This window comes from Prevotella sp. P2-180, assembly GCF_002251435.1.
Classification (GTDB): domain Bacteria; phylum Bacteroidota; class Bacteroidia; order Bacteroidales; family Bacteroidaceae; genus Prevotella.
In genome coordinates this window covers 131,477-152,415 of record NZ_NPJI01000090.1, presented here as the reverse complement: position 1 = coordinate 152,415, position 20,939 = coordinate 131,477, and the positions used below count along the sequence as shown (strand labels likewise).

13 protein-coding genes and 2 pseudogenes are annotated in these 20,939 nt (G+C 42.0%); 8 read left to right on the top strand and 7 right to left on the bottom strand.

Annotated features, from left to right (window positions below):
- Positions 1–75: 75 nt before the first annotated feature.
- The 6 genes from leuS to CIK98_RS12735 all read left to right on the top strand — a co-directional run bounded on the left by leuS (position 76) and on the right by CIK98_RS12735 (position 8,357).
- A complete protein-coding gene (gene leuS, locus CIK98_RS12760) occupies positions 76–2,925 on the top strand; it encodes a leucine--tRNA ligase (protein ID WP_094384802.1) in 2,850 nt (949 codons plus the stop codon).
- A gap of 117 nt (positions 2,926–3,042) precedes the next feature.
- Entirely contained in the window at positions 3,043–3,966 is a 924-nt protein-coding gene (locus tag CIK98_RS12755) for a YitT family protein (protein ID WP_094384800.1), read from the top strand.
- Positions 3,963–4,562, top strand: coding sequence for a non-canonical purine NTP diphosphatase (locus CIK98_RS12750; protein WP_094384798.1), 600 nt, complete (start codon positions 3,963–3,965; stop codon positions 4,560–4,562). The genes CIK98_RS12755 and CIK98_RS12750 overlap by 4 nt, the downstream gene beginning before the upstream one ends.
- The gene (locus tag CIK98_RS12745; protein ID WP_094384796.1) at positions 4,559–6,565 is read left to right on the top strand and encodes a T9SS type A sorting domain-containing protein; all 2,007 of its coding nucleotides are present in this window, start codon (positions 4,559–4,561) and stop codon (positions 6,563–6,565) included. The genes CIK98_RS12750 and CIK98_RS12745 overlap by 4 nt, the downstream gene beginning before the upstream one ends.
- Before the next feature lie 5 nt (positions 6,566–6,570).
- A complete protein-coding gene (locus CIK98_RS12740) occupies positions 6,571–7,269 on the top strand; it encodes a glycosyltransferase family 2 protein (protein WP_094384794.1) in 699 nt (232 codons plus the stop codon).
- Positions 7,270–7,283: 14 nt separating this feature from the next.
- Complete coding sequence (locus CIK98_RS12735; RefSeq protein WP_094384792.1) at positions 7,284–8,357, top strand: glycosyltransferase family 4 protein; 1,074 nt, start codon at positions 7,284–7,286, stop codon at positions 8,355–8,357.
- On the opposite strand, the gene CIK98_RS12730 is transcribed toward CIK98_RS12735, so the two are convergent.
- The gene (locus CIK98_RS12730; RefSeq protein WP_094384790.1) at positions 8,347–9,945 is read right to left on the bottom strand and encodes a phosphoethanolamine transferase; all 1,599 of its coding nucleotides are present in this window, start codon (positions 9,943–9,945) and stop codon (positions 8,347–8,349) included. The two genes, CIK98_RS12735 and CIK98_RS12730, sit on opposite strands and share 11 nt — an antisense overlap.
- Positions 9,946–10,115: 170 nt before the next feature.
- On the opposite strand from CIK98_RS12730, the gene CIK98_RS12725 reads away from it, so the two are divergent.
- Both CIK98_RS12725 and CIK98_RS12720 read left to right on the top strand, forming a co-directional pair.
- The gene (locus CIK98_RS12725) at positions 10,116–11,357 is read left to right on the top strand and encodes a hypothetical protein (RefSeq protein WP_094384788.1); all 1,242 of its coding nucleotides are present in this window, start codon (positions 10,116–10,118) and stop codon (positions 11,355–11,357) included.
- 27 nt (positions 11,358–11,384) lie between these two features.
- Positions 11,385–12,308, top strand: a complete 924-nt coding sequence (locus CIK98_RS12720) for a glycosyltransferase family 2 protein (RefSeq protein ID WP_094384786.1) — start codon at positions 11,385–11,387, stop codon at positions 12,306–12,308.
- A gap of 204 nt (positions 12,309–12,512) precedes the next feature.
- Here the strand turns inward: CIK98_RS12720 and CIK98_RS12715 are convergent, their stop codons facing one another.
- The 6 genes and pseudogenes from CIK98_RS12715 to CIK98_RS12695 form a co-directional block, all read right to left on the bottom strand.
- Positions 12,513–13,622 carry a glycosyltransferase gene (locus CIK98_RS12715; protein ID WP_141210542.1) on the bottom strand — a complete coding sequence of 370 codons (1,110 nt, stop codon included), beginning with the start codon at positions 13,620–13,622 and terminating at the stop codon, positions 12,513–12,515.
- A gap of 3 nt (positions 13,623–13,625) precedes the next feature.
- A complete protein-coding gene (locus CIK98_RS12710; RefSeq protein ID WP_094384782.1) occupies positions 13,626–14,675 on the bottom strand; it encodes an acyltransferase in 1,050 nt (349 codons plus the stop codon).
- Positions 14,676–14,679: 4 nt separating this feature from the next.
- A complete protein-coding gene (locus tag CIK98_RS12705) occupies positions 14,680–16,068 on the bottom strand; it encodes a CotH kinase family protein (protein ID WP_172409943.1) in 1,389 nt (462 codons plus the stop codon).
- Between the two features lie 145 nt (positions 16,069–16,213).
- Complete coding sequence (locus CIK98_RS18750) at positions 16,214–16,474, bottom strand: hypothetical protein (protein WP_253249728.1); 261 nt, start codon at positions 16,472–16,474, stop codon at positions 16,214–16,216.
- A gap of 24 nt (positions 16,475–16,498) precedes the next feature.
- A pseudogene (locus tag CIK98_RS12700) lies at positions 16,499–18,133 on the bottom strand (beta-galactosidase); the annotation flags it as partial.
- A gap of 54 nt (positions 18,134–18,187) precedes the next feature.
- Positions 18,188–20,920: pseudogene (locus CIK98_RS12695) on the bottom strand (sugar-binding domain-containing protein); the annotation flags it as partial.
- Between the last annotated feature and the right edge of the window lie 19 nt (positions 20,921–20,939).

The window sequence follows — 20,939 nt, the reverse complement described above, 5'->3', positions numbered from 1 at the left end:
GAATAAGTTGTAACTTTGCACACAACAACAACTATTTTATAGTGTGAAACGAAAACTTAAACAATTTAAGATATAATGGAATACAACTTTAGAGACATCGAGAAAAGATGGCAGAAGAAGTGGGTCGACGACAAGACCTACAAAGTTACAGAGGACAAAAACCGCAAAAAATTCTATGTTCTCAACATGTTCCCCTACCCTTCCGGAGCAGGACTTCATGTGGGACATCCGCTTGGCTACATTGCAAGTGACATATATGCACGCTACAAGCGACAACAGGGATTCAATGTGCTTAACCCAATGGGATATGATGCATATGGTCTTCCTGCAGAACAATATGCAATACAGACCGGACAGCATCCGGAAATTACTACAGTGGCCAATATCAACCACTACCGAGAGCAGTTGGACAAGATAGGATTCTCATTCGACTGGGACCGTGAAGTGCGCACATGTGCTCCCGACTATTATCATTGGACACAGTGGGCCTTCATCCGCATGTTCAAGTCATACTATAGTCTTGCATCACAGAAGGCTCAACCCATTATCAAACTCATTGAGCATTTCGAACTGATGGGAACGGAGAATATATCAGCTGCTTGCACAGAGGAATTGCATTTCACTGCATCAGAATGGAATTCATTCTCAGAGAAGAAGAAGCAAGAGGTGCTGATGAACTATCGTATTGCCTATCTCGGCGAGACAATGGTGAACTGGTGTCCTAAGCTCGGAACAGTGCTTGCCAACGACGAGGTTGTTGATGGAGTGAGTGTGCGTGGCGGATATCCCGTAGTGCAGCAGAAGATGCGCCAGTGGTGTCTCAGGGTGTCGGCTTATGCACAGCGTCTGCTTGACGGACTGGAGACTATCGACTGGACCGACTCTCTGAAGGAGACACAGCGCAACTGGATTGGCCGTTCGGAAGGTACCGAGATGGAGTTCAAGGTGAAGGACAGCGACAAGCATTTCACTATCTTCACAACCCGTGCCGACACTATCTTTGGTGTGACATTTATGGTGTTGGCTCCAGAGAGCGAACTGGTGGATGAACTGACCACAGCCGAGCAGCGTGCCGCTGTGGATGAATATATAGCATACGTAAAGAAGCGCACAGAGCGCGACCGCATCAGCGACCACCGTGTAACTGGCGTATTCTCAGGCTCATACGCAGTAAATCCATTTACAGGCGATGCTATTCCTATCTGGATTTCAGAATATGTACTCGCTGGATATGGCACTGGAGCCATCATGGCAGTTCCAGCACACGACTCGCGCGACTATGCCTTTGCCAAGCATTTCAACCTGCCCATCATCCCTCTCATTGAGGGAGCCGACGTCAGCGAGCAGAGCTTCGACGCAAAGGAAGGCATTGTGGAAAACTCGCCAAAGAGTGGGGTAGAGGCTCTTAATGGTTTCTCACTCAACGGATTGACCGTGAAGGAGGCTATTGCCGCAACAAAGAAATTCGTAACAGAGAACAATCTTGGTCGTGTAAAGGTGAACTACCGTTTGCGCGATGCAATCTTCTCTCGTCAGAGATACTGGGGAGAGCCGTTCCCTGTTTATTACAAGGACAACATGCCTTATATGATTCCGAAGGAGAAACTGCCACTGCTCTTGCCGGAGATTGACGAGTATAAGCCAACAGAAACAGGCGAACCTCCATTGGGAAGAGCCAAGTGCTGGGCATGGGATACCGTGAAGGAAGAAGTTGTCGACAAGTCGCTTATCGACAACAAGACCATATTCCCTCTGGAACTCAACACAATGCCAGGATTTGCAGGCTCTTCAGCTTACTACCTGCGCTATATGGACCCGAAGAACGATAAGGCTCTTGTGGGTAAGGAAGCCGATGAATATTGGCAGAACGTAGACCTATATGTCGGTGGTACTGAGCATGCTACGGGTCACTTGATTTATTCCCGATTCTGGAATAAGTTCCTCTACGACAGTGGTTACTCTTGTGCCGACGAGCCATTCAAGAAACTCGTCAACCAAGGTATGATACAAGGACGAAGCAACTTCGTTTACCGTATCAACCAAGAAGGAGCCGACCATCCAACCTTTGTGTCATTAGGACTGAAAGACCAGTATGAGGTTACTCCTATCCACGTGGATGTGAACATAGTAAGCAACGACCAGCTCGACCTTGAGGCTTTCAAGGCGTGGCGTCCTGAATATGCAAATGCAGAATTCATACTCGAAGACGGCAAGTATATCTGCGGATGGGCTATAGAAAAGATGTCCAAGTCGATGTTCAACGTGGTTAATCCTGATATGATAGTAGAGAAATATGGTGCCGACACATTACGTCTGTACGAGATGTTCCTCGGTCCCGTTGAGCAGTCGAAACCTTGGGATACAAATGGTATTGACGGATGCCACCGATTCCTGAAGAAGCTGTGGGCGCTCTTCTATAATCGTGACGACGAATTCCTTCCCAACGACGACGAACCGACGGCAGAGCAGCTTAAGAGTCTCCACAAGCTCATAAAGAAGGTGACATTCGACATTGAGCACTTCTCCTACAATACAAGTATCTCTGCCTTTATGATAGCAGTGGGCGAACTGGCACAGTCAAAGTGTCGCAGCAAGGTTGTACTGAAAGACCTCGTTGCCCTTATCTGTCCTTTTGCACCACATATTGCAGAAGAATTGTGGCATGCCCTTGGCGAGCAAGGCAGTGCATGTGATGCCACCTGGCCACAGTTCAACGAGAGCTATCTCGTAGAGAGCAGCATGCAGCTCACTGTTTCTTTCAATGGTAAGGCACGCTTCCAAATGCAGTTTGCAGCAGATGCCGACAACAAGACAATAGAGGAAGCAGTCTTGGCAGACGAGAAATCTGCTAAATATATAGGCGACAAGAAGGTGGTGAAAGTCATCATCGTTCCGAAAAAGATAGTGAATATCGTTGTGAAGTAAAGTTGACGAGTAATTATTTAGTTGACAAGTTGACAAGTAAACAAGTAGACAAGTTATTTGCGAATGCGGTAACAACTCGTCAACTTGTCAACTTGTCAACTTTAAAAAAATAGTATCATGACACGACAGGAAATAATTTATGAAATAAGAGATTATGTGAACATAACTCTTGGTCTAATGTTATATACATTTGGTTTCACAGTGTTCCTCTTGCCCTATGAAATAGTAACAGGCGGAATATCGGGTATAGGAGCCATCATATTCTATGCCACCAAATTTCCTGTTCAGTACACCTTCTTCATAATCAATGCAGTGCTCATCGTGGCGGCATTGAAAATACTTGGGTGGAAATTTCTTACAAAGACCATTTATGCCACATTTGTCCTGACCTTCTTCCTTGAAGTGGCACAGGACATCGTGGTACAGCCCGACGGACATTTCTATAAGCTGTTGGGGGAAGGTAACGATTTCATGTCGCTTGTCATAGGATGTATGCTCACCGGTACGGCACTCGCCATTGTGTTTCTTAACAACGGAAGCACCGGCGGTACGGATATCGTGGCTGCTGTAATAAACAAGTATCATAACATCTCGCTCGGAAAAGCGTTGATAATCATTGATATATGCATTATTGGCAGCTCTTTGTTCATCGATAGTTTCGGTCCTCTGCAAAACCGTTGCACCATGGTTGTATTTGGTCTTTGCACGATGTTTATAGAGTGTCTGATGCTCGATTACGTGATGTATTGGCAGCGACAGTCAGTGCAGTTCCTCATTTTTTCAAAGAAATACCAGGAGATAGCTTATGCCATAACACGCGAGACAGAACACACGCTCACCATTCTCGATGGTCATGGCTACTGGACAGGCAAGCCCACAAAGGTGATATGCCTGCTTGCCAAGAAGCGTGAAAGCCTCCAGATATTCCGTCTGATAAAAACCATCGACCCCAATGCCTTTGTAAGCCAAAGCTCAGTAATTGGCGTTTATGGCGAAGGATTTGACGCAATAAAAGTGAAAGTAAAGAAGAAAGAACAATGAAAATAGTATTTGCAACAAACAACAAGCATAAGCTCGACGAGATAAGGAATATTCTCGGCGAGAAGTTTGAAGTGCTGTCGCTCAACGACATAGACTGCCATGACGACATTCCTGAAACAGGCTGTACTCTTGAAGAAAACGCACGTCAGAAAGCAGAGTATATATATAACAAATACCACTGCAATGTGTTTGCCGACGACACCGGACTTGAGGTAGAAGCACTTGGCGGAGAGCCAGGAGTGTATAGCGCACGATATGCAGCAGTGAAAAATCCTGAAGCCGAAAGCCATGACTCAGAAGCAAACATGACAACACTATTACGAGAACTGGAAGGAAAAGGCAATCGCAAGGCCCGTTTCCGCACTGTCATCTGCCTCATTCTCACTCCTCACTCTCATTTCACACTCTTCGAAGGTATCGTAGAAGGTGAGATAATACCAGAGCGTAGGGGAGGTGAGGGCTTTGGCTACGACCCCATATTCCAGCCCGAAGGCTACGACAAGACATTCGCAGAACTTGGAAACGATATAAAGAACACCATTAGCCACAGGGCACGTGCCGTGGCAAAACTTTCAAACTATATAAAGACATTATGAAAAGACAGCTCTTCTACATCCTGACACTACTTGTTACGACAGTCGCAAATGCAGCCATAGGCGACTGGAAAATATATCTGTCATACAGTGACCCACAACAGATTGAAAGGGTAGGGGAGCAGCTCTTTGTTCGCGCCTCCAACTCTTTGTATCTTTACAACAAAGCAGACCAAAGCATCCAGACCTTCGACAAGGTAACAGGTCTAAACGACGTGAACATTATCAATATCGGTTGGAACACAGCCGCAAAAAAACTATTAATAGTCTACGACAACTCAAATATCGACCTCATGGACTTGCAAGGCAACGTGTCGAACATTTCAGACTTGTACAACAAGATTATGACAGAAGACAAGACCATCAATAGCATAACCATGAATGGCCACTATGCCTATTTGGCCACCAATTTCGGTGGCGTGAAACTCGACCTCAACAAGGTGGAGATTTCAGAGTCATACATGCTCGGACTTCAGGTTAGCAAGATAGGAGTGGACAACGACAACATATATGCCCGTACAGCCCAAAACAAGACCTACAAGGCCTCTTTGTCCTCAAACCTTATAGACAAGTCCAACTGGGCCCAAGTCACCTCCTGGCCCCAAACCATCTTCTCCACCGACAACACCGCCTACGAAGAAAACATCGACCTCGTGAAAACCCTTCAGCCCGGAGGGCCGAAATACAACTATTTCGGGTATATGAAGATACATGAGAACAAACTGTATACATGTAATGGAGGCATGTGGGATACCCGAAAACCAGCTTCAATACAAGTGTTGGATATTGATAAAGATGAATGGACTGCATATAGTAATGAAGGGATAGGTCAAAAATATGGAATTCGTTATTATGATATTTTGACATTAGATGTAGACCCAAGAGACTCTAGGCACGTAATGGCAGGAATGTCAGCCGGTCTTTTTGAGTTTTACGACGGGGAACTTGTCAAATACTATAATAATGAAAACAGTCCCATATCTTTTGTAGATGGTCTTGAGGGACATGTGAATTATCAAATGGTAACTTCGCTCCTTTATTCCAAAACAGGCGACCTTTATGTAGCGAATAGTGAGAGTATCAATAATATATTATTAAAACTTGATTCAAACAACAACTGGACAGAAATAGATAAATTTAATCCTACAGAAGGCAACGAAAATTTGAAATTCATGAGTATTGATTCAGAAAACAAGTTATGGATATACAGTGACTATTGGAATCATACTGCTGTATACAGTTATGACTTATCCACTGACAAACTCACAGAATATTCCAATTTCGTAAACGAGGATGGTGCCATCATTTCCAATGTTGAACGATGCTATAGTCTTGCAGAAGACCACGAAGGAAATATTTGGGTAGGTCTTAACCAAGGTTTGTTTGTACTTACAGAAGAATATAAGAAAGACCCTACCAAAGGTTTCTATCAAGTGAAAGTGCCGCGAAACGATGGAACAAACTATGCCGACTACCTGTTGTCAGGACTGAATATTACTGCCATAGCGATAGACAATGCTAACCGCAAGTGGATAGGCACTGATGGCAGTGGAGTATACCTTATAAGTGCAGACAATATGGTGGAAGAGAAGCATTTTACGGCTTCAAACAGTCCTTTGTTGTCCGACAACGTACAAAGCATTACCATAGACGAGAGAACAGGCATTGTGTATATAGGCACAGAAAGCGGACTATGCTCATATCATAGCGAGGCAACTCAGGCAAACGAAGAAATGGATAGCGACAATGTTTGGGCTTATCCTAATCCAGTAACTCCAGAATATAAAGGAATGATTAATATCACCGGTCTGTCAATAAATTCAGATGTCAAAATCACCAGTTCTAATGGCACACTCGTTGCCCAAGGACGAAGCACAGGAGGATCATTCCAATGGGATGGCAACGACCTTAGAGGCAAGCGTGTGGCCTCAGGTGTGTATATGGTGAATACAGCAACAAATGATGGAAAAAAAGGTACTGTTTGTAAAGTCGTAATTGTAAACTGATTGCCATGATTTCAGTATGTGTCGCCACATATAATGGTGAAAAATTCATCAGAGAACAGATTGACTCTATATTATGCCAACTGTCCTCTGACGACGAAATCATTGTGTCTGACGACGGATCAACGGATGGGACAATTGTAATAATCAATTGTATTGGTGACAAAAGGATAAGAATAATTGAAGGGCCACGCAAACATTCGCCAACATTCAATTTTGAAAACGCTTTGAAAGAAGCAAAAGGAGACTATATTTTTCTTGCAGACCAGGATGACGTTTGGAAAACGAATAAGGTAGAGGTGTGCATGAAATGGTTGCAGAAGTATGATTGTGTGGTGAGCGATGCGGAAGTGACAGACAGTAATCTAAATCCATTATATCCTTCACTCTATGCCATTATGCAAGTAAGACAAGGACACATATACAACACTGTATGGAAAAACGGTTATACAGGCTGCTGTATGGCTTTCAGGCGCAATATACTTGAGGCATCACTGCCATTCCCCAAAGACATTCCTATGCACGATATATGGATAGGCAATGTTGCTGCTTATAAATACAATGTGAAGTTCATACCAGACAAACTCATTTTATTCCGTAGACATAAGGAGACTATCTCTTGTAATGGCAAAGGAAGCAAATACTCTATATGGCAACAGATGAAATTCAGATGGAGTATAATTAAGAATATTGCTAATCTATATTAATAATTTCACTAAACATGAACATCATATACGTTATAGAAGATTATTCTGAAAACGGTGGAGTGGAACGTATTGTAAGTGATAAGGCAAACACACTATTCACCCAATATCACCATAACGTGACACTTATATCTGTGTATCATGACATCCGTCCGCAACACTATCATCTTATGGATGGAATAAAATTGATACATCTTGATGTTCCATTTGCCAAGAAAACCAACAATGCTGTGTCAAGACTATTAAGTCGCATGAATACAATGCTTACTGCAATCAACCGGTTGAACAATACTATTAATCGACTTAACCCAGACATCATATTCTTTACCACAACCTTAGGAGCCATCTTGTTGCCATTCTGTCGTACTAATGCGAGGAAGATATATGAATCGCATCTGGCAAGAAACTTCAATCCTTTTAACCGGTTGTTTTTCCTCACAGAATTAAAGGCAGAAAGAATTGTTTGTCTCACAAGCGAAGATGCCAAGCAGTTCAGACATGCCAAGAGAGTGGATATTATTCCCAACTACATAAACGAAGTTACTTCATACGCTAAGGATTATTCCGTAAGGAAAGCTATAGCTGTAGGAAGACTGGAGAAACAGAAAGGCTTTGACATACTTATCGACTGTTGGAAGGAAATATCAATGCAGTATCCTGACTGGCAACTCGACATTTATGGCGAAGGGTCGTGTAGGGAATCGTTGCAGCAGCAGATACTCAACCTGAATCTTGAGGACAAAGTGAAGCTGTGTGGCAGAAACAACAATATTATGGAAATTTATCCGCATTATAGTCTTCATCTTATGACATCACGCTACGAGGGACTTCCCATGACTCTAATAGAAGCCCAAGCCTGCGGGTTGCCGTCTGTGGTTTTCAACTTCCATTATGGTGCGAGCGATATTATTACCAACGAATATAATGGCCTTATTGTAGAACAAGATAACTACAAAAAGTATATTCTAGCAGTTATGAAAATGATGGCATCAGAAGAACAGAGAAAGGAATATGGCACGCATGCCTTGACTATAGGCAAACAATATTCAAAGGATTATATTTTTGGTAAATGGATACAAGTCATCTTGTGAATATATTCAAGTGATTGTCAATGTATTCAGTCTTTATATCTGCGGCATCAAGAATGCTATGAAACAAGAAATAAGACTTATATCTTTTGTCTTTGTTAAATAGCAAAGCATCAACCTTATCGTGGTATTTACTGGCGAATATATCAGAATACCATACAAAACAACCAGGCAAATGTTGAGGTTCATTATCCACACTACCATGAATAAAATGACCGTCTTCACCCATGCACTCACCATGATCTGATAAATAAATCAAAACAGCATTCCTTTTTTTCAATCTCTTTATTACCTGATTCCAAAAATAATCAGAGAACAATATGGTGTTATCATATGAATTGCGAATTTGTTCGAATGTGTTTGAGGATAATATTTTGCTGTTTGTGACAGGAATGAATTTTTGATACTCATCAGTGAAATGAGTGTTATAATACCAATGAGAACCAACGGTATGAAGTATTATCAGTTTGCGTGGTTCTTTACGCCTTAGTTCATCATCTAAGTAAGGCAACAAATCTGTATCAAGCCATTTGTCATAAATATATGACACCTTTCCACTGCTAACATACTTGAGTCTGTCGCACTCCTTCATAAAATACAAGAAACTCTTTATACTCTCCTGATTTGCAAGCCACGCAGTAGAAAAACCAGCATGTTTCATCAACGATACGAAAGAACGCTCGGTATAAGCCCTGTCAGGGTGTCTTTCGTCAGATCGGGTCATAAAATGAGGTATGCTGAGATGGGTTAAATTATAATCACTATATATATTTGACATTGAAACAACATTCTTTTCTTTACATAGTAAGGGAGTGGTTTCTCTTTCATATCCATTAATCTGCATACTCGAAGCCCTCAAGGATTCTCCAATAATGAAAACGACAGTCATAGTATCAGTGTTACATTTTACAAGTCCGTCAAAATCCGGTCTTTCTGATGCTACACTTCTATGATTATCTATATATTCTACTACAGTAAAAAATATGGAATAAGGTATTCTTTTTGCAATAGCATTAATTGACATTTCCATATTCAATGGCACAAATATTATAAGAAAAGATATAATACAGTGAAACCATTTGCATGGAATTTGCTTGATACGAAATCTGTGGATAGTAACAAAGAAAGATACAGTGAAAGATATAATAATCCACAAAATAAGTTGCCAACTGACTAAGTCGATACTCGTACGTAAGTCATTCTCCAGCAATAGTTCTATTACCTCTGGCATTAATGTCAAATGCAAAGTGTAGCGATAATATGCTATTATGGTGGATAATACCATAATTATTGGAAATGACACGCTAAATACGTATTTATTGATACTTATTATGTAAAAGAGTCCAAAGACAACAACCTCAATCATTAACCAGTGTGACACCAAAATGGCAAAATCGCCGATGCTTGAAAATGGATTGTCATAAAACTCAGCTAATAATAATGTAACACCATAAAAGAATGTAATATACAAACAGAATTTTATAAGCCTTAAACTGTTAGTGGAAAAAGAATTGTTACATAACAAATTTTTTCCAAAGTTTCTAACTCTCGTTAAACATTGTATATTATCAGCTTTGTTTTGAGTGTTCATAATTATCAATATTGGTGAATAAAGTATTCATTCTCTTTATTATCGAGACAAAGGTACAAAGATTATTCCAGTTGTCAAAGCATTTCTATTAAAAAATAGTGGATATTTTACAATTTCTCTTGGCTATATAAAAAAGAAACTGTATCTTTGCCTCCTAAATAATTTTGAGAATGAATATCAGTGACGAAAAAGCATATTACGTAAACAATATTCTGACAATATATTTTATTGCCATTATTTGCTTTGTAGCCATATATTCCTTCGTTTATATCCCGGATTATGAAACATATGAGATAAGTGATTGGATGATAAACTATGAAGGTGGTTTTGTGAGGCGAGGACTCATTGGCCAATGTTTATTATGGGCAAACCATATTCATTCATTCGACATAAGATATGCAATAGTATTAATTGAGGCATTTTTTTATGTATTATTTCTTTATCTTATTATTAAAATATTCAACGAGTATAAATGGAGTATACTTGGAGCTATGTTTCCAATAGTTTGCAGTACAACTTCACTGACTGTTTACAGAAGAGATTTCATGATGCTTTGTCTTTGTTATCTTTCATATAAGTTATTTTTCAGATACTTAAAGGACAATGGAATCAATAGCCTTATAATATCGATAATGATAATGTCTGTCAGCATTACCATTTACGAACCAATATTCTTTGTAATGGTTCCTGTATTAGTTTTGCAATATTGGAACAAAAAGAAGAATATTAAAAATTCTTTGTTCATATTTTTGATACCTATACTATGTATGGTTTTATCTTGCATATTCAGGGGAACAGACAATCAAGTAAATGATATATGGCAATCATGGTTGCCATATTTATCGCAATATGTGGATATTCAAAATGAAAATATCGGGTTTGCCATTCAATTTCTTGGATTGACAAACAAAGAAGTGTTTTCACTTCATTATGAATGCACTTTTCGTGATAATATGCCATTATGGACAATTATTACACTTATCATAGTTTTCTCTCTTGCCTATTTCCTATGTACTTATGTGCCATCTGTATATAGAGAAGGCAAAAGATTATGTGAGAATATCGATAAATATGAAATAAGCAGAATATTACTGTTTCAACTTTTCATACAGCTGCCAATATTTACGTTTCTTTCATGTGATTATGGAAGAACCATCCCAATGAGCCTATACACTTCTTTCTTTATATTCCACATGTCAAAAATGAATGGATATAAGGTATATGTGACAAATATTATAGGTAACACATCAGACAAAATAATCAATAGCTTAAATTCTTATACGGTATTCAATAACCCATGGGTTTATATTTTTACTATACTGTTATTCCCGTTTCATACTTTCGCCCCGTCGCTCGTATATGACAACATCATAGTACATTCTTTACAAAAAATCATAAAATATTTAATATAGTATATACCAAACTGCATTATTATTATTATGAAACTTAGTATTATCATTCCTTTATACAACAATGAGAACACACTCGGGCGTTGCTTGGAGAGTGTTCTCTCGCAGGATATTGACGACTGCGAGATAATAATAGTGGATGACGGTTCTACCGACAACAGTGGATTCTTGGCGGATGAATGGGAAAGAAATGACAAAAGAATCTCCGTGATACACAAGCAAAACGGCGGTCCTTCTGAGGCAAAAAACTATGGATTGGATGTGGTGAAAGGCGAGTATGTTACATTTGTTGACAGCGACGACGAATTGGCGCCAGACACATTGAAGCCACTTATCGAAATGCTCGAAATTCATGCAGATTTCGACATCGTGGAGTATTCAGTCCTGCAACACGCGGGATATTATGATGAATGTTTCCTCAACGTAGGCAATCATGTTTATCACAACTGCATGGACTGGCTGGCAGATAATGGTTGTAACCATTGCTGGATGTGGAACAAGATATTCAAGAATGAACTCTTTGTGAATCTTCGCTTTCCTATACAAAAGAGAAGGTTTGAAGACATGTGGATGATTGGTGAGATATTAAGAAGAAATCCGGTGATAGCCACAACGTCGCAGGGAGCATACAAGTATTACTGGAATCCAAACGGCCTGATGGCTTCGATGGACAGCTATTCGGAGCTGATTAAGGCTCAGATGGATATTGTCCAAAAGCATGGAATCAACATCCGCGACAGACGATGGCATAAGCTTTATATGGACATGTATAACATACAACTCTATGTTTATATACAGTCGGGCGAAATCTTGATACCATCGCTTAAGGTGGTACCACATACTTACGGAGGATTTCAAGGGCTGGTAAAGTCTTTGGCGTTGGACCTGTTAGGACTGAAATGTTCCTGCAAGTTGTTTAAAATGTTTTTCTATCATGTAAAAAAGGGGAAGTAACGAACATTTTGTTATCCTACCTTTGAATTCTTCGTCCGAAGCCTTTGGATGTGTGTCCGAAGGCTTCGGACGTATATCAGAAGGTTTCTGATGTACATCAGAAGGCTTCTGACGGAAAACGCAGAGGTTAGGAAACAGATTCCATGCTCCATATATGGTTTATTCTAATGGATATTGTAGAAAACCCTCATGAATGGCAATTAACTATGATAACAGTCTATCATACACTTCTATATACTGCCTACTGACTTTCATATAGTCGTGATGCTTGCGCACAAAAGCGGCACTCTCACGAGACATTTTGCTTATCCAGCCTGGAGTGAGCAAAGCTTTACGCAGAACATTTAGGTTGTATTCATCATCATGAGGACGAACATTAATTATTGGACGTAATTCTTTCTCTCCAATAAAGTCGTAATATTCCTCCTCGCCACCGCCAATGACAACTGTTCCACGAGCCATGGCGGCAAGCGAGTTCATGGCGGGAGTATAAGAATATAACTGGTCTACCAATACATCGGCTTCTTCGAGTATTTTGCAATATTCTATATACGGTACATCATATACCTTGTTTACAACAACCTTGTCGGGATGTTCTGCCGCAATCTTTTCAACAAGCTCACCTATTATGCTTGCTCCCTTTATAAAGTCCCTACGCTTCTGTATGCCTACAAGCACCTTTATGGGCCAATGCTCGCCTTTCACACTGATATTCTTCTCATCGGGTATCTCAATGGGTAGGGGCAGATAATGCAGTCTTGGGCGATATTCATCCTTGTTATAGTACATATAGTACTCATAAAGACAGGCGGCAAAAGCGTCTGCATGCTTATTTACATACCGACAACAACTCAAAAACTCCGGCAGATGCTGTTCTTCTATTCTCCATTTGTTTTCCTCTACATTTATGGCTTTAGTTCCTATATGAGTGTCGGAATAGGCAAGTACGCCTTGGGCTTGGGCATCAAACACAACAATGTCGTCTCCCCAACATCCTCTCACCACTTTCTTGTTAAAGCGCTTTATGAACTTGAAGAAAAGCTTGTTCCATCCTAACTTCAACGGTATGGTGTGGAAGTCGTTCATCTGAACAATGTCGTTGCCAATGAACACAGTCAGATTTGTAAGTATCTTCCAAATAACCTTCAAGCCACTTAATTTGCCCCAACGCATATCCCTGCCCACATCAATATCACGAGGACAATCCCATATACAACCCGCGGACACAAGTGTCACATCGTGCCCAAGAGCCTCAAACGCCTTACGTAATGTGCTATGTACAAAGCTTGCCTCACCTAAAAGTAATATCCTCATATTCTATTTAAAGAAATTTGTGTTCCTTATCTTCGACAAAAACGCCATGTTGAATTTATTTGTAAGATGAGAGAACAGTATTAGTATGGTGGTAAACAGTATAAAATGAATTGTTGTCAAGTCAGATATACCAACTTGAACCGATATACTGTTGAATATCCTTAGCACTGGTGCATGTATGATATACAAGCAAAATGATATGTTTCCCAACCATAGCATTGTTTTTCCTTGCAAAAACCTGGAAACAACGCCTTTGCTTTGGTCTGACAATGCAAAGAAGAATATGGTCAAGGGGATGGATAGCCAAAAGATGGATACTGTCCTTACTCTCGGTTGAAGGTGAGGATATACTATGGCTGTGACTACTATGAGCAATATCAAAGAAAATTCCATTGACGACACTACAAAAGAAGACTTTTTGACAAGCTTATCCTTCAGTGCGATGCCTTTATCTGAGATGTATAGTTTGAATAATATAATACCAATAATGAAATCCAATAGTCTCGTTAACGGATTGGCATACAGTACGGGATTCACCAGACTGGAGGGTAATACAACCATTAGGCATATATACAACAAAAACACGAAGAGGCTTATTGAGTATAGTCTTATGTTGTCGACACGTAAAATGAGTTTGTTTAACGAGGAAAACACCACGTAGAAAAACATGATGTCACAAAGAAACCATGACGGACTGTTGGCCACGAAGTAGAATCTGTCGGCAGGAACCCAACTTTGCAGCAAAAGTAAGTTTGCTATTGCTGCTTCAGGTTCACAATATTTCTCAAGTCTTAAGTCAAGTGCAAACATTATGATGAACGTAATAATATGCAATGGATATATCTTTATCCATTGTTTCACACAGAATGGCTTTGTGCTGAATAATCCTTTTGATATTCTTTCGCTGTATGCCAATGAAAGCACGAATCCACTTAACATGAAGAAGAACGAGACACCACATTCTCCTCCAAAGTCAAAACTTGAACCTATATAGTGTGACAACACCACAAGCATGATGAAAATGAATCTTAGTGACTGTAATGTGTGTATCATATTATCATCGGATTACTTTTCTGCCATTTTCTATGTATACTCTTTTGCCACCAGGGATAGATACAGTTCTCTTTCCGTCAAGGCTGTATATTTTCCCGTCTCCATTTTCTTTTTGCAAAATCATGGAAGGTACGTACGAAACGACACCCAATATCTTATTCAGTGCTGAAATATTGTCAACATACCATTGCTTCACATATTCCAACTCCTCGTCGAGGTCGAGGGGGACTGGATTGTTGTTCCACTTGTCATACTCACGCTGCCATGCGCCAGACTCCTTGAATCTCTCGGCATAAGCGTCAAGACGGGAGTTGAAACTATTGGGAGACATGATGCCTGACGACAACTCTTGCCAACGTTCCTTCATGCTTCCACGGAAATTGTCAACGTTATACATATACAGTTGATAGAACATATAGTTGGACGTTAAGTCAGAAACCTTAGTATATTCTTCATAATGACTTCCCTCATACAGGCCGCCAAGAGAGCAGTCAAGGTCCCAGGGAGTGATGAGGAATGTCTCGCTGACATTGATGTCTGGACAGCTAAAGTGGGTGTTTTTCACATTGTTGTCGATAATATTATGAGCCATAATGAATACGGCATAATCCACGAGGTTGTCGTAATAAAAATGTTGGCGGTAATGCAACTTGAAGAATGCATTGCGGGTGTTGCAGAAATCGATGAGACTCATAAGAGGCTTCCAGGCGTCGAAGCATGGATAGTCGTCGGGATATTGAAGTTCCCAGCCGTTCCATGTTTCCTCGTCGAAAGATTCTGAAGTGTCATAACCTCTCATGCTTGTCGCGTCGGTCCAGGCTTCGCCTTTATACAACACGCCTCTGACATAAGGACTGCCGTCGCTCAGTTCCTTGGCTTTCTTCAGTCCGAGCAGCTTCCGGTCTATCTTGTCGGTCATGCAATACAGTCCGTGGTATTCGCCGTTGAGGTAAACCTCCACAAAATAGCCGAGAGTGCCATTGCGGTTGTCGAAGTCGGTAGGGTAGGGCGTTCGGCTTATCTCGTTCCATATGTCGAAACAGACGCGGTTGCGCATTCTTATGCGGTCGATGGCCATAGCGTCAAGTATCCAGTCGTTCTCTTCCCTGATGCCAAGGATGTTGGTGTCGAGGTCTTCGCCATCACTGTCGAGCAGCTTTATGGCAAACGATTTTTTCTCGTATTTTAGTGATGAAGCTCCACGATACCTTATCTTGCAGTTGAAGGAAGCGAATAGCTTGCCTTCTGTGCGCATTTCGTGGTCGCAGATGATAATGTGTCCAGGAGTGTATTTTTCTTTGCTCAGAACGCTTGTATTTGTCTCGACATTGACTAATGGCAGAGAATGTTCGTTATATTCTGCAATAGCAGTTTCCCATTGCGTTTTGGCCATTACGGAAAACGCAAGGGAAAAGAGTGAAAATATTAAGAATATTCTTTTTGTCATAAGTGATTTGTACAGATGTCCTGTTCTAATTTGTCGCGGCAAAGGTAGTGAATATTTTTTTTATGACAAAGAAAAGAGCGAAAAATCTATTTTAAATATATTTTTCAATACATACTCTCTTTACTTTCTCTCCCGGAGTTTTGTCCGCCTCTCTTGGCAGATAGATGGGGGCATCGGCCTGCATGGGCAGGATGCGGAGCTCAAGCTCTGTGGTGCCTTCGGGCAGTCGCCATAGACCATAGAGGAATGGGCGACCGTACTGGAACTGGTCGGCTATGAGTTTTCCGTTGGCATAGAGGCGGGCGCAGTCACCTTGGTATTCAATGCTGAGCTGTTGGTTGGGGTGTTCCATTGCTTCTTATGGCAAGGGGGTTTTTTATATGGCGGCATTGTCAAAGTCCTCGTCGCTAGGCTCTTCTGCCACTCCTTTTGCTCCGATGGTAATCTTGCGTAATGGGCTTGCTTCTTTTATTTTTGTGTATTCTACTGCAATTTGTGAGTTCTTTTCTGTCTGTTTCGGGAGGAATAGTCGTTCGGCTTCCTCGCTTGTCAGCAGATAGATGTTTTCGTAGACTGGTTTGGAAGTGCCTTGAGGTTTGAGATTTTTCATAATCTTTCCGTTTTGCATGGCGATGGTTGTTGGAATTCCGCTGATTTGTTCCATGTATATCTTTCCGTCGCGCTTTGCTATGAGCTGGGCTGTGGCGTACTTTATGCCGTCGATGTTTATGGGCAGTATGCACATTGTGCCGGCTGGAATGGTGAGCTTGGGCAGTTTTATTCCGCAGGCTTCGAGCCTTACGCCTTTTTTGGTGGAGAGGTTCTGCAGGCGTTCGTAGTTGTTGATGAAAATGAATGCGCTATGTCCCTGAGAGCGGTATGACCAGCGGAGGAATGTGTCGTCGCCTTTCCTGATGTCCTGTCGGCAAGGGAATGTGGTTTCCATTGGCGCAAGCAGCTCGCCATAGTCTTGCATGAAGAGGTGTAGTTTGCGCAACATGTAGTAGTGGGGCAAGGTCTGTCCGAATTCGCCGAGTGGTGCCTGGAAGTCGTAGTTCTTCACTGGCATGTCGTTGTAGTTTGTGGCAATAGTTCGTTGCATCTCGTTGAGCCATGTCTGTCCTTCGGGGTTTGTTCCACCGTGATACATGTAGTATCCGAGGAGATTGGAGCCGCTGCCAAGTTTCACCAATGCCATCGAATAGGCATCTTCAGGATAAATATATGGACGGCGGTGGTATGCTTGCATCATGCCTCCACCAAGTTCGCAGGTGAAATACGGATACTGCTCGTCACCCTCGTTGAGTCGCTCCTTTTGCTTGCCAAGTTGTTCGGTGGCAATGGCAGTGGAGGAACGGAACGCCTTGAAGTTGAAAGCCTTGAAGTAGTTGCCGGCCGTCTCCTCAATCGACCGTTCCCAAAATCCGTCTGCATAGTCGCCATATAGTGGAATCATCTCGCCGAAGGGTACAGGTTTAGATAGTTCAGGCCAACCTGTGCGTGTATAGAACGGCAGGTCGAAGCCGATACCCTTGGCTATGCGTTTCAGAGCCATCAGATAGTCGCCGGAGCCACGATACTCGTTGTCGAACTGACACGCCATCAGCGGTCCGCCATCCTTCCATTGCAGTCCCTGTATCTGTGAGAATATCTGTCGGTAGAGCTTATCTACAAAAGACAGGAACTTAGGATCCTGCGATCGTGTCTTGCATCCCTTGGTAAAGACCCAGTCTGGAATGCCTCCGTTGCGCACCTCACCGTGGCAGAAAGGTCCGATACGCAATATTACAGGCAGTTGTTCCTCCTTACATATCTCAATAAACCGACGCAAGTCGCGCTGTCCGCTCCAGTTGAATATACCCTCCTGTTCTTCTATGTGGTTCCAGAATACATAAGTGGCAACGATAGTCACTCCTCCCTCCTTCATCTTCCTCACCTCGTCCTTCCATTCGCTTGCAGGGATGCGCGAGAAATGAACTTCTCCCATGACAGGCACTACTCGCTGTCCGTCAATTATCAAACTCTTGCTGTCCCATTTTACCTCAGGAACTAATATTTTATTTTCATTCAACGCTGGCTTCAGCTCGTCTGGCGAGTCGTTGGTGAACATATCTACCTTAGGAGCGGTCTTTGTGAAGAAATTGTTGATCGTTTCCGGACTAACACGGAGCGATGGGGCGAAATCTTCGCTCTGCATGTATTTAAGGATGGCATGGCGCATTTGTCGTGCTACAAGGCGGCTGGAAAGGTTGCTGCTGATGTCCATGGTAGTCATCAGCAATGTGCCGTTCAGCACTTTTGCTTCTATTATCATGCCCAATTTGCGGTTTACGTGCCATGTGTCGATTGGTTGTACTGGCGACTGATATTCGGATGGTAGTTCCATGAGGTTCATCACCTGAGCTTTGTTTAATAACTCCCACCAGTTGAGGTTGCTCCACGAGTCGGTTGGGAAATCGTGTTTGAATAGCGGATGGCTCGTTTCTATGTAGGCTCCAGTAGTGTGAGGCGGACGCATCTTAAACCACGAAGTGTTCCAGAATACTGGTAGGTAGTGTTGCTTGATGTCGTTGCCCAAAGTCACTTTACCAGCAGCTGTGACCAGTACTTTCCCGCCGTTTTCAAGCACCTTGAGGGCTTGGGAGTCGAGTGTGTCGGTGATGTGAACAGCGTTTGCTATTTGTTCCTTTTCTGCAATTTCGGGATATATCCAGAAGTCCCAGTGATTATGCCATTGTCCGTTAATTGTGATTGAAAGAGTCATTTTCGATGGAGCGGTGATAGCAGACAAGTCTTGTATTACGCTTCCCACACCAGAATGTTTGCCCAATGGCAGTTGAAGAGTGGCCAAAGTGCCTTTTGCTAGCATTGTATTGTCGGTGTTGTTAGTGATGCAATATGTTATCTTGGCTGTTGTATCGCTAAGAGCGTTATAAACATCCACTGGAATGGTAAGCGTCTCGTTAGCCCCGAACACGAACTTCGGAAACTTTGCCAATGGCACTAATGGTGAGCAAAACTCTTTCCATTCGGTAGCTGTGACATATCCTTTCTCGCGCCAATTGACGTTTAGTATACCAACAAGAGCTGTGCCTTGGCCGCTATAGTCGTTAAGTCCTAACAGCTGAAAACCAGCATAGTCGTTGGTGCGTAAGTTGCGTTCAATGTCATATTTATAGCAGAGCGTCTGCAGTTGTCCGCTTGCAGATAAGAATTTTCCAGCCTGTGAAGCCATACCATTATCAGCGAGCATGTCTTTGAAAATCTCGAAATTCTTTGCCTTGTACACACCAGTATATTGTGGTATTTCGCTAAAGTCGGGAAATGCACACCATTGTCCTAGTTCGTGGGCGATGATGGGTGAATTATTTGCTTCTGCGAATGGGTAGTTTCTTGGAAAGTCCATCATTTTGCTGAAGTCATCATTGGACTGCGGAGCGCTGTTTTTCCATTCGAGACCTCTTGCTCCTCCTTTTACGTGAAACTCAGAACCATTATCCCAAGCCCATCCGCCACCAACTGATGCTCCGCAATATACCTTCGTTGGGTCGTATTCGTGCATTTCCTTAACCCAGTCGTTGCAGTAGTTCACCCAGTCGCCAGCCGGCTCATTTCCAGCAGCCATCATTACGAACGAAGGATGATGTCCGTAGGTGTCGATTATACGTTTAGATTCTTCAAGAAGATATTTGTCTATCACTTGTCCTCTTCTTAGCTTTACTCCATGATTAGGCCATGAAGGTCCCTCTGGTTGTAGATATATTCCGACCTTGTCAGCTGCAGCAAAAGCAGCCTCCGGTGGACAATAACTATGGAAACGCACATGATTCAAGCCATATTCCTTACATTTTCTGAAGATGCTAATCCACGATTCCTCATCTGTAGGAGGAAACCCAGTCATAGGAAAACAACAACTCTCAACAGTTCCTCTTAGCCATATCGGCATGCCATTGAGATAGAATTGTCGCCCTTTTGTTTTTATGTCTCTTATACCGAATGTGACATTTATCTCACGGCCTTTATGATTTACCTTTCGAGTATAGAGATAAGGGTCAAACTCGCTCCATAATCGCATAGAGTCGCCAAGTGCAAATTTATAGCACTCTTCGTCAATCTTGACAACAACTTCACGAGAGGCAATGTCTGGTTGTATTCGGATTCGTGGCTGAGGAGAAGTGCGCAGTTCTATTCGTCCTGTGATGCCGTTCCAGTTGCCCTGAGTCTGGTCTGTCACGCTATGTGAGTCCTGTCCCACTCCCACGTTTTCAATACCATTATACACTTGGATGGCAATCACGTTGTCGGTACCTGTTCTAATAAAATCTGTGATATCATATTCATGAGGAGTTGACAATGACATTTGGTGGCCAACTTCCCGTCCGTTTACACTTACAATGGTCTCGATATGCGGTCGCTCCAAGAAAAGCCACACACGCTTCTTTTTCCATGTCTTGGGAATATTCACTGTGCGCTTATAGCAAGCCGCTCCTACATAATGTTTGTTGGGTGTGAGGAAAAAGGGATATTTCACGTTACCTTCCATGCGGTATTTTGCCATGAAGGGATTGAAATAATAGGAAGAGTCGTAAGTTGAGCCTGTCCATATAGTATTTGCAGTCACCTCTTTTCCTTTACCATTGGTTTGCATCGAGCCAGGTAACATGACGAAGTCGTCAGATGAGGTTTCTTTTTCTATTGTGAAATTCCATTTGCCTGATAAGTCTATAGTCTGTTGTGCATAGGTCGTATTAAAGCACAACATCATCATAAAGGATGTTAGTAGGCAATGTATTTTCATTCATTTATGAATATTAGGT